Origin of the sequence: Streptomyces sp. NPDC051109 (genome assembly GCF_044455885.1) — a bacterium.
In the GTDB taxonomy this organism is placed as follows: Bacteria; Actinomycetota; Actinomycetes; order Streptomycetales; family Streptomycetaceae; genus Streptomyces.
In genome coordinates this window covers 179,043-191,203 of record NZ_JBITFF010000015.1, presented here as the reverse complement: position 1 = coordinate 191,203, position 12,161 = coordinate 179,043, and the positions used below count along the sequence as shown (strand labels likewise).

At 72.8% G+C, this 12,161-nt stretch carries 13 protein-coding genes; 6 read left to right on the top strand and 7 right to left on the bottom strand.

What is annotated here, in order from left to right; all coding sequences use genetic code 11:
• Positions 1 to 245: 245 nt before the first annotated feature.
• Positions 246 to 917, bottom strand: a complete 672-nt coding sequence (locus ACIBAD_RS26335) for a TetR family transcriptional regulator (protein WP_398908849.1) — start codon at positions 915 to 917, stop codon at positions 246 to 248.
• 238 nt (positions 918 to 1,155) lie between these two features.
• Here ACIBAD_RS26335 and ACIBAD_RS26330 point away from each other — a divergent pair, with 238 nt between their 5' ends.
• From ACIBAD_RS26330 to ACIBAD_RS26320, 3 genes are read left to right on the top strand one after another with little or no spacing between them, the layout of a single operon-like run.
• The gene (locus ACIBAD_RS26330) at positions 1,156 to 2,469 is read left to right on the top strand and encodes a glycosyltransferase family 4 protein (protein ID WP_134075239.1); all 1,314 of its coding nucleotides are present in this window, start codon (positions 1,156 to 1,158) and stop codon (positions 2,467 to 2,469) included.
• 58 nt (positions 2,470 to 2,527) lie between these two features.
• Positions 2,528 to 3,262: a class I SAM-dependent methyltransferase gene (locus ACIBAD_RS26325; RefSeq protein WP_053693378.1), complete on the top strand. Its 735-nt coding sequence runs from the start codon at positions 2,528 to 2,530 to the stop codon at positions 3,260 to 3,262.
• Entirely contained in the window at positions 3,259 to 4,341 is a 1,083-nt protein-coding gene (locus ACIBAD_RS26320; RefSeq protein WP_134075238.1) for a prenyltransferase/squalene oxidase repeat-containing protein, read from the top strand. Before ACIBAD_RS26325 ends, ACIBAD_RS26320 begins: the two co-directional genes overlap by 4 nt.
• Positions 4,342 to 4,413: 72 nt before the next feature.
• On the opposite strand, the gene ACIBAD_RS26315 is transcribed toward ACIBAD_RS26320, so the two are convergent.
• A complete protein-coding gene (locus tag ACIBAD_RS26315) occupies positions 4,414 to 4,716 on the bottom strand; it encodes a hypothetical protein (protein ID WP_134075237.1) in 303 nt (100 codons plus the stop codon).
• A gap of 134 nt (positions 4,717 to 4,850) precedes the next feature.
• Here ACIBAD_RS26315 and ACIBAD_RS26310 point away from each other — a divergent pair, with 134 nt between their 5' ends.
• Entirely contained in the window at positions 4,851 to 5,501 is a 651-nt protein-coding gene (locus ACIBAD_RS26310) for a hypothetical protein (protein WP_134075833.1), read from the top strand.
• Between the two features lie 92 nt (positions 5,502 to 5,593).
• Complete coding sequence (locus ACIBAD_RS26305) at positions 5,594 to 6,037, top strand: hypothetical protein (protein WP_134075236.1); 444 nt, start codon at positions 5,594 to 5,596, stop codon at positions 6,035 to 6,037.
• Here the strand turns inward: ACIBAD_RS26305 and ACIBAD_RS26300 are convergent.
• The 4 genes from ACIBAD_RS26300 to ACIBAD_RS26285 form a co-directional block, all read right to left on the bottom strand.
• Entirely contained in the window at positions 6,034 to 7,044 is a 1,011-nt protein-coding gene (locus tag ACIBAD_RS26300) for an LLM class F420-dependent oxidoreductase (protein ID WP_134075235.1), read from the bottom strand. The genes ACIBAD_RS26305 and ACIBAD_RS26300 overlap by 4 nt on opposite strands.
• A 99-nt stretch (positions 7,045 to 7,143) precedes the next feature.
• Positions 7,144 to 7,947, bottom strand: a complete 804-nt coding sequence (locus ACIBAD_RS26295; protein ID WP_134075234.1) for a DUF5336 domain-containing protein — start codon at positions 7,945 to 7,947, stop codon at positions 7,144 to 7,146.
• A gap of 137 nt (positions 7,948 to 8,084) precedes the next feature.
• Positions 8,085 to 9,035, bottom strand: coding sequence for an N-acetylmuramoyl-L-alanine amidase (locus ACIBAD_RS26290; protein WP_398908844.1), 951 nt, complete (start codon positions 9,033 to 9,035; stop codon positions 8,085 to 8,087).
• 103 nt (positions 9,036 to 9,138) lie between these two features.
• Positions 9,139 to 9,786 (bottom strand): class I SAM-dependent methyltransferase, encoded by a 648-nt coding sequence (locus tag ACIBAD_RS26285; protein WP_134075232.1) that lies wholly within the window; start codon positions 9,784 to 9,786, stop codon positions 9,139 to 9,141.
• A gap of 219 nt (positions 9,787 to 10,005) precedes the next feature.
• Here ACIBAD_RS26285 and ACIBAD_RS26280 point away from each other — a divergent pair, with 219 nt between their 5' ends.
• On the top strand, positions 10,006 to 11,061 hold the full coding sequence (locus ACIBAD_RS26280; protein WP_398908842.1) for a right-handed parallel beta-helix repeat-containing protein: 1,056 nt from the start codon (positions 10,006 to 10,008) through the stop codon (positions 11,059 to 11,061).
• On the opposite strand, the gene ACIBAD_RS26275 is transcribed toward ACIBAD_RS26280, so the two are convergent.
• The gene (locus tag ACIBAD_RS26275) at positions 11,013 to 12,077 is read right to left on the bottom strand and encodes a polyprenyl synthetase family protein (RefSeq protein ID WP_134075230.1); all 1,065 of its coding nucleotides are present in this window, start codon (positions 12,075 to 12,077) and stop codon (positions 11,013 to 11,015) included. The genes ACIBAD_RS26280 and ACIBAD_RS26275 overlap by 49 nt on opposite strands.
• Positions 12,078 to 12,161 lie beyond the last annotated feature (84 nt).

The following is a 12,161-nucleotide window of genomic DNA, read 5'->3' as shown; positions in this document are numbered from 1 at the left end:
AGGCCATCGCGAAGCGACGCGACCGCAGGGAGCGCCCTTGACGGCCCGGACCGACACGGAAGGACAGTGGACTGCCGGGAAACCCCCGGACTCCCTCTGACCCCGGGTCGATGGGTCCTGCTCCCGGTGGCCCCGTCAGGTCGCCCGACCCCGCGTCGACGAGTCCCGTCCCCGGTGCCCCCGACCGGCTCTCCCGACCCCGGATCGGATCCACGAGTCCCGCCCCGAAGCCCCCAACCGCCTCTTCAGGCCGATTCCCGGGAGCCCGCCCCCGCCCCCGATTCCCGGGAGCCCGCCCCCGCCCCCGGCGCCGTCAGCGTGATCAGGCGGCAGACCGTTTCGATGTCGATCTTGACCTGGGCGATCGAGGCGCGGCCCGAGAGCCAGGTGATCAGCGCCGAGTGCCAGGTGTGCTCGATCACCCGGACCGCCGAGAGCTGCTCCGCCGTCGGCGGGGCGTCCAGGCCCATCGCGTCCAGGATGATCGCCGTGGTCAGCCGGGACACCGTGTCCACCTCGGGACTCACGCTGCGGTCCGCGAACGTCAGTGCGCGGACCATCGCGTCGGCGAGGTGCGGTTCCCGCTGCAGGGCGCGGAAGGCGCGCATCAGCGTCTCCGCGACCCGGGCCGCCGGGTCCTCGCCCGCCGGGGGCCGCTTGCGGAGCGTCGTGTGCATGTGCTGGAGCTGGTCCTGCATGGTGGCGACGAGCAGGTGCACCTTCGACGGGAAGTACCGGTACAGGGTGCCCAGTGCGACCCCGGCCGCCTCGGCGACCTCCCGCATCTGGACGGCGTCGAAGCCGCCCCGGCTGGCCAGCTGCGCGCTGGCGTGCAGGATTCGGCGGCGGCGCGCCTCCTGGCGCTCCGTCAGGGGAGGGGACGCCGTCGTGGCGACGGCTTTCGCGTCCGCTGTCATCTGTCCCGTTCCATGGCGTTCCGTGTCGTCGCGGTGCTGACTTCCGGGCTGTTCGAGTCGTGATCGGCAGCCAGCATCGCAGGCGTCCGAGCCGTGGCGCGAATCACCTGCTCCGCCTCTTACGGTGTGGTTTCCGGCCGGTAGATTCAATGGTCTTCGACGGATCAAGTCTGAAACTTGTTCTACATTATGCGAGCGGTTACGCTCCGGCGAAAGTGCAGGGAGAAGGGGGCCGAGAGTGACCGCTGAGGCCATGGTGACAAGCCCTTTCGCGGGTTCCGCCACCGACGGCGACCGCCCGTTGCGCATCGCACTCCTCACCTATAAGGGGAACCCGTTCTGCGGCGGCCAGGGCGTCTACGTCCGGCACCTCTCGCGGGAGCTCGTGCGGCTGGGACACTCCGTCGAGGTCATCGGCGCGCAGCCCTACCCGGTCCTCGACACCGGCGCCACGCTCACCGAACTGCCGAGCCTGGACCTCTACCGGCACCCCGACCCGTTCCGTACGCCCAAGCGCGACGAGTACCGGGACTGGATCGACGCGGTCGAGGTCGCCACCATGTGGACCGGCGGCTTCCCCGAGCCGCTGACCTTCTCGCTGCGGGCCCGGCGCCATCTCGCCGCCCGCGCGGGCGAGTTCGATGTCATCCACGACAACCAGACGCTCGGCTACGGCCTGCTCGCCGACCTCGGCGCCCCGCTGGTCACCACGATCCACCACCCCATCACCGTCGACCGCGAGCTGGACCTGGCCGCCGCCAAGGACCGCCGCAAGCGGGCCTCCGTGCGGCGCTGGTACGGCTTCACGCGCATGCAGGGGCGCGTCGCGCGCCGGCTGCCCTCGGTGCTGACCGTCTCCGGCTCCTCCAAGCAGGAGATCGCCGAGCACCTGGGCGTGCGCGACGAGCGCATCCACGTCGTCCACATCGGCGCCGACACCGACCTGTGGTCGCCCGACACCTCCGTCGCCGAGGTCCCCGGACGGATCGTCACCACCTCCAGCGCCGACGTCCCGCTCAAGGGCCTCGTGCACCTCGTCGAGGCGCTCGCGAAGCTGCGCACCGAGCAGCCCGAGGCGCACCTCGTCGTCGTCGGCAAGCGCGCCGAGAAGGGTCCGGTCGCCCGCGCGATCGAGTCGTACGGGCTCCAGGACGCCGTGCGGTTCGTGAAGGGCATCACCGACGCCGAGCTGGTGGACCTGGTGCGCAGTGCCCAGGTCGCCTGCGTGCCCTCACTCTATGAGGGCTTCTCGCTGCCCGCCGCCGAGGCCATGGCCACCGGCACCCCGCTGGTGGCCACCACCGGCGGGGCGATCCCCGAGGTCGCGGGCCCGGACGGCGAGACCTGCCTCGCGGTGCCGCCCGGCGACGCGGGCGCGCTGGCCGCCGCGCTGGGCCGGCTGCTGGGCGATGCGCGGCTGCGGGCCCGCCTCGGCGCCGCCGGGCGCGAGCGGGTGCTGTCCCGTTTCACGTGGGCCAGAGCCGCCGAGGGCACCGCCGCGCACTACCGCGCCGCCGTCGAGCAGGCCGCCCGCAGCCGCCGCGCGCGGTGACCTCCCGCCTTTTCCACACCACCCCCGTACACCCCCGCGACCGCGAAGGCAGGACCCCGTGCTGACCGTCGATTTCTCCCGGTTCCCGCTCGCCGCAGGCGACCGTGTGCTCGATCTGGGCTGCGGCGCAGGCCGGCACGCCTTCGAGTGCTACCGGCGCGGCGCGCAGGTCGTCGCAGTCGACCGCAACGGCGAGGAGATCCGCGAGGTCGCCAAGTGGTTCGCCGCCATGAAGGAGGCCGGCGAGGCCCCGGCCGGCGCCACCGCCACCGCCATGGAGGGTGACGCGCTGGCCCTGCCGTTCCCCGACGAGTCCTTCGACGTCGTCATCATCTCCGAGGTGATGGAGCACATCCCCGACGACAAGGGCGTGCTCGCCGAGATGGTCCGCGTCCTCAAGCCCGGCGGGCGCATCGCCATCACCGTCCCGCGCTACGGCCCGGAGAAGATCTGCTGGGCGCTGAGCGACGCGTACCACGAGGTCGAGGGCGGTCACATCCGCATCTACAAGGCGGACGAGCTGCTCGGGAAGATGGAGGCCGCCGGCCTCAAGCCGTACGGCACCCACCACGCCCACGGTCTGCACTCCCCGTACTGGTGGCTCAAGTGCGCGTTCGGCGTCGACAACGACCAGGCGCTGCCAGTGAAGGCGTACCACAAGCTCCTGGTCTGGGACATCATGAAGAAGCCGCTGGCCACGAGGCTCGCGGAGCAGGCGCTCAACCCGGTCATCGGCAAGAGCTTCGTGGCGTACGCGACGAAGCCGCACCTGCCCGTCGGCGCGGCGAAGTGAGCTCGCCCGGGCGCACCGAACGCCTGGTCCTGGACGGTGTGCTGACCGCCGAGGAGGCCGCCGGGACGGTGTCCGGCATCCTCGCCGCGCAGCGTTCCGACGGGGCCATCCCGTGGTTCCGCGGCCACCACCTGGACCCGTGGGACCACACCGAGGCCGCGATGGCCCTGGACGCGGCGGGCGAGCACGAGGCCGCGGAGCGGGCGTACGACTGGCTGGCCCGGCACCAGAACGCCGACGGCTCCTGGTACGCGGCGTACGCGGACCGGCCGGACGGGGTGGACACCGCCGAGCCGCAGGACGCGAGCCGGGAGAGCAACTTCGTCGCGTACATAGCCGTCGGGGTCTGGCACCACTACCTGGCCACCGGCGACGACCCGTTCCTGGACCGCATGTGGCCGGTCGTCGTGGCGGCGACCGAGTTCGTCCTCGGACTCCAGCAGCCGGGCGGCGAGATCGGCTGGAAGCGCGAGGCCGACGGCCGTGCGGTGACGGACGCGCTGCTCACCGGCTCCTCCTCGATCCACCAGGCGCTGCGGTGCGCGCTCGCGATCGCCGAGCACCGCGAGGAGCCGCAGCCGGACTGGGAGCTGGCGGCGGGGGCCCTCGGGCACGCGATCCGGCGCCACCCGGAGCGGTTCCTGGACAAGTCCCGGTACTCGATGGACTGGTACTACCCGGTGCTGGGCGGCGCGCTGGGCGGCGCGGACGCGAAGGCGCGGATCGAGGAGCGCTGGGACGAGTTCGTGGTCCCCGGGCTCGGTGTGCGCTGCGTCCTGCCGAACCCGTGGGTGACGGGCGGGGAGTCCTGCGAGCTCGCCCTGGCCCTGTGGGCGATGGGCGAGTCGGACCGGGCGCTGGAGATCCTGCGCTCCATCACGCACCTGCGCGCGGACAACGGCATGTACTGGACGGGCTACGTCTTCGAGGACGGGGCGGTGTGGCCGGTCGAGCAGACGACCTGGACCGCCGGGTCGCTGCTGCTCGCCGTGGCCGCGCTGGGCGGGGACGAGGCCACCGGGGCGGTGTTCGGGGGGCTGGAGCTGCCGTCCGGACTGGAGCCCGACTGCTGCGGCTAGCACGCCCGGAGCCCGGTGGGCGAGGGCGGGGCAGGCCGCCCCGGAGGCGGCCTGCCCGTAGGTGTCCCGCGGTCAGCGGCGGTAGAGCCGGCCCGCGATGAGGTGGCCCAGGACGAGGTACGCCACGGCCGCCACGCCGTAGCCCACCACCACCTGGACCCACTCCCGGTCGAAGGTGAACAGGTCGTAGGACCAGCCGGCCAGCCAGCTGGCGGCGTCGTGGATGAACTCCACCAGGCCGTTGCCCCGGTTGGCGTCGAGGAAATAGAGCAGGACCCACAAGCCGATCGTGAAGGCCAGTACGTCCGCCACCGCGGCGACGACCCGGCCGGCTTGAACGCCTCCTCGGGCGTGTACTCCGGTGTGTGTGCGCATGCACCGCGTTTTGCCCCGTCGGTGTGAAGCAAACCCGAATGGGTCATCCAAGTGGCGCAGTGCCGGGGCCTGGGTGACGCTGCGGGAGACACCTCACTCCCCGGAGGCTCACCGTGTCGAAACCCAGCGTGTCCATACCCGTAAGCACCCGATCCCGCCGCGCCTTCACCGCACTGCTCCTGTCCGGAGCGCTGCTCGCCGGCGCCACCGCCTGCGGCAGCGAAGCCGGCGGCAGGGGCGGCAGGGGCGAGGACGTGGCCCTGTCGGTGCCGGCGGCGCCGGCGGCCGAGGTGGGGGCGCCCGAAGCGTGGCGGGCGGCGGAAGCGGCGGAGGTCGCGGCCCTCGCCGAGCCCACGCCCAGTACCACTGCGGAGAAACAGAAGTTCGCCAAGACGCGCTTCGTCGCCAACGCGGGGCTCGCGGCCGGGGCGACGTACCAGTGGATCATCAAGCCGTACCGGGCGGGCAAGTTCAAGAAGGGCGCCAAGGGCCGGACCTTCGCTCTCGTCAAGGCGGGGCTCGCGGGCGCTTTTGCGTACAACCGGCTGAAGGCGGCTGCGGACAACGCCAAGGGCGACCCGCTGCTGTCCAAGGCGATGGCCCCGCTGACGGCGAGCATCGAGTCCCTCAAGGGCCTGGGAGGCAAGCTGCGCAAGGGCGATGCGGGCGACGCCGACATGAGCTCGCTCCAGAACGTCGTCACCGGCGTCAAGGACGCCGGACAGGGCGCCGGCGCCCCGGTGACCGACAAGGTCCCGAGCCTGTCCCAGCTGAGCGGCGGATAGGCCTTCGTACACCGCGGGCCGGCCGGGCAGCGTCGCCCGGCCGGTCCGCGGGCATGTTCGTTCGCTCGCCGCCCGCCTGTTTCAATGGGCGGATGATCGAGTTCCTGGTGGGTGCGGCCGCCGCCGTCGGCGTGGGCTGGCTCGTACGGCGCAAGCAGCGGCAGCGGCTCGCCGCCGGGAGCCCGGACGGGATCCCGTGCATGGCCCGGCATCCGGCCGGCGCGGGCCGCTGGCGGATGGGCCGGGTGTTCACCGGCCCCGGCGGCGTGCGCTGGGTGCCCCGCCGGGGCGAGCCCGTACCGCTGCCCGGCGGTCGGGCCACCGGGCTGCGGGCGCCGTCCGTGAAGGAGGGGATCTCCATCAACCCCGGATCGCGGATCGTGGCCTGCACGTACGGGACGGGCGGGGCCGGCGCGGCCGCCGGGAGCATCGAGATCGCCGTCATGCCGCTCGACCTGAGGGAACTCCTGGAGGCCGTCCCGCAGGCAGTCCCGCAGGCCGATCCGGCCCGGCACGATCCGAAAGACCTCTCCTAGCCGTTGAGTTCGGCCAGGACGCGGAGGGTGTGGGGGTCCGGGGCCGTCAGGAGGAGGTCGGTGACGGGGCCCTTGCGCCACAGGTCGAGGCGTTCGGCGATCCGCTCGCGCGGTCCGATCAGGGAGATCTCGTCGGCGAAGGCGTCCGGGACGGCGAGGACCGCCTCCTGCCTGCGCCCGGTGAGGAACAGCTCCTGGATGCGGCGGGCCTCCTCCTCGTAGCCCATCCGCGCCATCAGGTCCGCGTGGAAGTTGCGGGCCGCGTGTCCCATCCCGCCGATGTAGAAGCCGAGCATGGCCTTGACCGGCAGCAGCCCCTCGGCGACGTCGTCGCAGACCTTCGCGCGGGCCATCGGGGCGATCATGAAGCCCTCGGGGAGGCCGGCCAGCGAGGCCTGGTAGACGTCGGTGCGGGTCGGCGACCAGTAGAGGGGGAGCCAGCCGTCCGCGATGCGGGTGGTCTGGGCGATGTTCTTCGGGCCCTCGGCGCCCAGCAGGAGCGGCAGGTCCGCGCGCAGCGGGTGGGTGATGGGCTTGAGCGGTCTGCCGAGGCCGGTGCCGTCCTCCCCGCGGTACGGGTGCTGGTGGAAGCGGCCGTCGAGCGCGACGGGCCCCTCGCGGCGCAGCACCTGGCGGACGACGTCCACGTACTCGCGGGTGGCGGTGAGCGGGCTCGCGGGGAAGGGGCGTCCGTACCAGCCCTCCACCACCTGGGGGCCGGACAGCCCCAGGCCGAGCATCATCCGGCCGCCGGAGAGGTGGTCGAGGGTGAGGGCGTGCATGGCGGTGGCGGTGGGGGTGCGGGCGGCCATCTGGGCGATGGCGGTGCCGAGGCGGATCCGCGAGGTGTGCGCGGCGATCCAGGTGAGCGGGGTGAAGGCGTCCGAGCCCCAGGCTTCGGCGGTCCACACCGAGTCGTAGCCGAGGTCCTCGGCCTCGGCGGCGAGGTCGAGGTGGCTCCGGTCGGGGCCGCGGCCCCAGTAGCCGAGTGCGAGTCCGAGGCGCATGTACGTTCCCTCCAGCCGTATCTGACGAGGCGTCAGGTGACTGTAGGGCAACGGCCCCCCGCCCGGAAGGGCGGGGGGCCGTCTGCCGTGCGGGGCGGGTCAGCCGCGCTGGATGCCCGAGGTGTCGTTCAGGACGCCGCGGCGGCCGTCCTGGGTCTGGGCGATCAGCGTGGCCGGGCCGCGCTGGTCCACGGCCAGGTACCAGGTGCCGGGCGCGAGCTCGGCGATCGGGGTGGGAGAGCCGTCCTCGGGGAAGAGGGGGCGGGCCACCGGGACCGCGAACCAGAACGGGGTGAAGTCCGCCGCCGGGGCGGGCGCCGAGTCCTGCGGACCGGGAGCCGGGGTCGGGGTGCCGCCGTACGGCGGGACCGGCTGCGGGGTGGACCCGTACGGCTGGCCCTGCTGGGCGCCCGGGTAGCCGTACCCGCTGCCGGGCTGGGGCTGGGCCCCGTACGGCGCGGGGGCGACGGGCTTGGGCTCGGGCACCAGCCCGCCGGCCAGCGCGGGGATCTTCGCGCCCGCGACGGCGACACCGGCCAGCGCGAGGGTGGCGAGGAAGGCGATGATGCAGCCGGCGCCGAGGTCGGCGCCGCTCGGGCTCGTGATCAGGGACCAGAGGGAGGACCAGGCGGCCGCGACCGCGAGCACCGTCCCCCACGCGGCCAGCGGCAGGCCCGCGAGCTTGCGGGTCTCCGGCTGGAAGCGGGCCGCGATGAGCAGGCCCGCCGCGATGAAGCCGAGCAGGAAGATCGTGGGGAGCGCCAGACGGTAGACGTCGGTGTCCCACACGCTCGGCAGGTCGAGGCCGGTCGCGGAGTAGAAGTCGAGGAACGAGGCGATGAACAGCAGCGCCGCTGCTCCGATCACCACGCCGTCGCCTCGAGTGAGGGAGCGGATGTTCACGTCTTAGGTGTCCTTCTCGGGTCTCGGTCGTCTCGTGGTGCCGCGGTCGCGCACGTGCAGGAGCGGGGCGGGCGGGACCATGGTACGGAGGTTCCCGGCAACCGAGAGGATCGGGGCGGCAGGCTGTCCCCGGGGGACTACCCGCCCAAGAAGCCGACGATGCCGTCCGCGATGCCCTGGGCAGCCTTCTGTCGCCACTCCGGACTCGTCAGCAGCGCTGCGTCCTTGGCGTCACGCATGTTGCCGCATTCGATGAACACCTTGGGCCGGGTCGAGAGATTGAGTCCGCCCAGATCGTCGCGGACGACCAATCCGGTGCCGCTGCCGAGGTAGTTGGCGGGGGCGGAGCCGGTGGTCCGGGCGAAGTTCGAGCCGATCCGCTCGCCCAGGTCCCGGGAGGGGCCGACGATCGCGGCGGTGTCGGCGGCGCCGCCCTTGACCTTGGCCGGGAGGATGACGTGGTAGCCGCGGCTGCCCTCGGAGACCCCGTCCGCGTGGACCGAGACCACGGCGTCGGCGGCGGCCTCGTTGCCGATGCGGGCGCGCTCGTTGATGCACGGGCCCCAGGGGCGGTCGGCCTCGTGGGTGAGGACGACCTTGAGGCCCTTGGCCTCCAGGGCGGTGCGCAGCCGGCGGGACACGTCGAGGGTGAACTCGGCTTCCTTGTAACCGGCGTTGGTGGTGGTGCCGGTGGTGTCGCACTCCTTGCGGGCGGTGCCGATGTCGACCTTCTTGTCGATCTCGGAGGTGTGCTCGAAGTTGCCGGTGTTGTGGCCGGGGTCGATGACCACGGTCTTGCCGGTGAGCGGGCCCTTGGCCTGCGGAGCGGTCGCGGTCGCCGTCGGGCTCGCGCTCGGGCTCGCGCTCGGGGTGGCCGCGGGGGAGGCGGCCGGCATCACGATGCGGGGCGGGCGGGCGTCGTCCGCCCCCGCCCCGGTGGCCACCTGGACGAGGACCCACCCCGCCAGGAGGGTCGGGGCGAGTACGGCGGCCCCGACGGCGAGGCCGGAGCGGCGTGCGAACCACCGCCGCTCCGGGCTGACCGAGGAGGCGGACTCGGGGGATGGGGGACTGTCGTCGTAGCGCACGTCGCGATGCTAGACCGGCGGTCCGCCGCCGGCGCGGACCGTGGGCCAAATGGGGGCGTGGTGCGCTTATCTGTTTATATGTGCGTCCGCCGTCCGGGAGCTCTCAGATGCCGGGGGCGGTGCGGCGCAGGATGCGGAGGGAGTCGGTGACCGAGACCTCCTCGAAGGCGCCGGAGGCCAGGGCGCGGAGGTAGATCCGGTACGGGGCCTGCCCGCCGTCGGCCGGGTCGGGGAACACGTCGTGGATGGCGAGCGTCCCGCCCTCGGCGACGTGCGGGGCCCAGCCCTCGTAGTCGCCGGCCGCGTGCTCGTCGGTGTGGCCGCCGTCGATGAAGACGAAGCCCAGTTTGCCGCCCCAGGCCGCCGCGACCTGCGGGGAGCGGCCCACGATCGCGATGACGTGGTCTTCGAGTCCCGACTTGTGGAGGGTGCGGCGGAAGGTCGGCAGGGTGTCCATCAGCCCGACCTCCGGGTCCACGACGGTCGGGTCGTGGTACTCCCAGCCCGGCTGCTGCTCCTCGCTGCCCCGGTGGTGGTCGACCGTGATCGCGGCCACCCCGGCCTCGCGGGCGGCGTCGGCCAGCAGGATCGTGGAGCGCCCGCAGTACGTGCCGACCTCCAGCAGCGGCAGCCCGAGGGCCGCCGCCGCGGCGGCGGCCTCGTACAGGGCGAGGCCCTCGCCTACGGGCATGAACCCCTTGGCGGCCTCGAAGGCGGCCAGGGTCTCCGGCTTGGGGGTGGCGGCGGCCATGGGGGTTCCTCCGGCGGATACGCGGGTGTGGCGGTCCATCGTGCCGTACGCCGCCGGCGGTGTTACCGGTGGGTCGGGGTGCCCGACGTCAGGCGGGTCGGAGCGGGCGCCTTGCCGCGGCCCGTCCGGCGGGCGCGGCTCCCTCCTCAGGGGGACTGCCCCCGGCGCGTCCCCTTCCGCGCCGCAGCCCGCTTATCCGATGTGCGTACTTTGGCCGCCATGTTCAGACTCGGAGTCTTCGCCGCCACGACGGCCGCGCTCGCGACCGTGGTCGCCCTGCCCGCCGCAGAGGCCCGGGCGCAGCAGTTCGTGCCGTGCACCGCCGCCGCGCTCACGAGCGCCGTCGCCACGGCCAACAGCGTCGCGGGGCCCGCGCACCTCTTCCTCTCGCCCGGCTGCACGTACACCCTCACGGCCCCCGACAACCCCGGCAACGGCCTGCCGCGGGTGACCGGCGACATCACCGTCGTGGGCAACGGCAGCACCATCCGTCGGCAGTCGGCGACCGCGTTCCGGATCTTCGAGGTCGCCGCCCCGAGCGGCAGGCTCACCCTGAACAACCTGACGGTCCGCGGCGGCCGGTCGGAGAGCGGCGGCGCGGGCGGCGGGGGGATCGCCAACCATGGCGTGCTCACCCTCAATTCGACCACGGTGACCAGGAACGTCTCGGCGATCTCCGGAGCCGGCGGCGGCATCGTCAGCTCCGGTACGCTCAACCTCCGCAACAGCACCGTGAGCCACAACATCTCCACGAACAACGGCGGTGGCGTCTACAGCTCCGGCACCGCGAACATCTCGAACACCACCCTCACCGGCAACACCGCCAAGGACACCGGCGGCGGACTGGACGCGCGCGGCAGCCTGACCCTCGGCGGCAGCCGGGTGACCGACAACGCGGCGCGGCTCGACGGCGGCGGCATCAGCGCCTTCATGCTGACCGGGACCGTCACGGACACCCTCGTCCAGGGCAACGACACGGCCGAGGACAACGAGGGCGGCGGAGGCATCCTCAACCGCCAGTCGACCCTGACCCTGGAGCGGACCACGGTCTTCGCCAACCGGGCCGTCGAGACCGGGGCACCGGGCGGCGGGATCGCCAACGTCTCCGGCGCCTCCCTCGTCCTGCGGAACAGCTCGGTGGCCGACAACTACGCCGGCGGGGCGCCGGGCGGCATCTACAACAACGCGAGCACCGTGTCGCTGACCGCCACCATCGTGGCGGACAACTACCCGACCAACTGCGCCCCCGGCGTCTTCGCCGGCTGCGCCGACTGACGGGCCTGCACGGCGGCCGGGACGGGGCGCGCCTGCAGGAGCATCCGTGCCGCGTGGTCCACGAGGTGCCGCATGACCGGCAGGTGGCGTTCGTCGCCGCCGAGCGCGGTGAGCAGCCGGTGGGCCTCGGTGCGGAAGGCGTCGAGGTCCGCGGCGTACCGGTCGAGCACGTCCGGGGCGAGGAGGAGGCGGCCGAGCTCCGCGCGCGCCCGCCCGCAGTGGCGCGCCGCCGTGTTCCGGCCCAGGATGTCCTCCTTGGCCCGCGGCGTGGGCGCTTCCTCCAGGGCGCACGTGAGCAGGTAGGTGACCGTCCCGTTGAGGAGGTCTTCATTGCGGCCGGTCAGGATGTCTTCCTGGTCGTTGAACAACTGCCACAGGATGCCGAATATGTATCCGAACTCCCGCCACAGTTCGACTCTTGCGTCACTGGCGCCGGACAATATCGCCGCCATCGCCGTGATCATCGAGTAGGGTCCGCCGGATTTCCCGCGGTAGGTCTCGATCACCGAGTTCAGGGTGGCGCGCTCGGCGTCGGCGTCGATATCGGTCAGCTGGCCCTCGGTGCCCACCGCCCAGCCCGTCGCGACCTCGGCCGTCAGGGCGACCTGGACCGCGGGCGGCACCGGGAGCGACCGGACGATCCGGATCGGCAGCACCGTGCCGCTGAGGACCGAGGCCAGCAGCGCTTCGTCCTGGCTCATGGTGTCGGACGCGGTCGTGCCGTGCCTGTCGGAGAGGTCGTCGAGGTAGCAGGCCGAGGTCCACCAGAGCACGTGCACGGCGGCCAGGGGGGCGGCCGGTCCGGGATTTCCCGTCTCGATGGCGTGCACCATCATCGGGAGCACGGAGAGGGGATGCCGCATTTTTTGATGCCTGAGGAGTTTGCCGACGGCGTTCCTGGCAGCGCCGCTGCCCGAAGCGGGGGTGAGGCTTGAGACGGCCGCCTCCAATTCCGCCTGGATGTCGGAGGCGACGCTCCGGTGCAGGTCCACATACGTGATGCAATTCACGGCCATTTCCTTCCTGAAATGAATTGGGGTCGGCGTCAACGCCCCAGATTCGGTCACTTGGCGCGGAGGGATCTAGAGCGATTTCCGGAC

Excerpts from the sequence above, each read along its gene's own strand:
- ACIBAD_RS26280 (WP_398908842.1), top strand. The coding sequence starts at position 10,006 with ATGTTCAGACTCGGAGTCTTCGCCGCCACGACGGCCGCGCTCGCGACC.
- ACIBAD_RS26315 (WP_134075237.1), bottom strand. The coding sequence starts at position 4,716 with ATGCGCACACACACCGGAGTACACGCCCGAGGAGGCGTTCAAGCCGGC.
- ACIBAD_RS26335 (WP_398908849.1), bottom strand. The coding sequence starts at position 917 with ATGACAGCGGACGCGAAAGCCGTCGCCACGACGGCGTCCCCTCCCCTG.
- ACIBAD_RS26285 (WP_134075232.1), bottom strand. The coding sequence starts at position 9,786 with ATGGCCGCCGCCACCCCCAAGCCGGAGACCCTGGCCGCCTTCGAGGCC.
- ACIBAD_RS26275 (WP_134075230.1), bottom strand. The coding sequence starts at position 12,077 with ATGGCCGTGAATTGCATCACGTATGTGGACCTGCACCGGAGCGTCGCC.
- ACIBAD_RS26305 (WP_134075236.1), top strand. The coding sequence starts at position 5,594 with ATGATCGAGTTCCTGGTGGGTGCGGCCGCCGCCGTCGGCGTGGGCTGG.
- ACIBAD_RS26300 (WP_134075235.1), bottom strand. The coding sequence starts at position 7,044 with ATGCGCCTCGGACTCGCACTCGGCTACTGGGGCCGCGGCCCCGACCGG.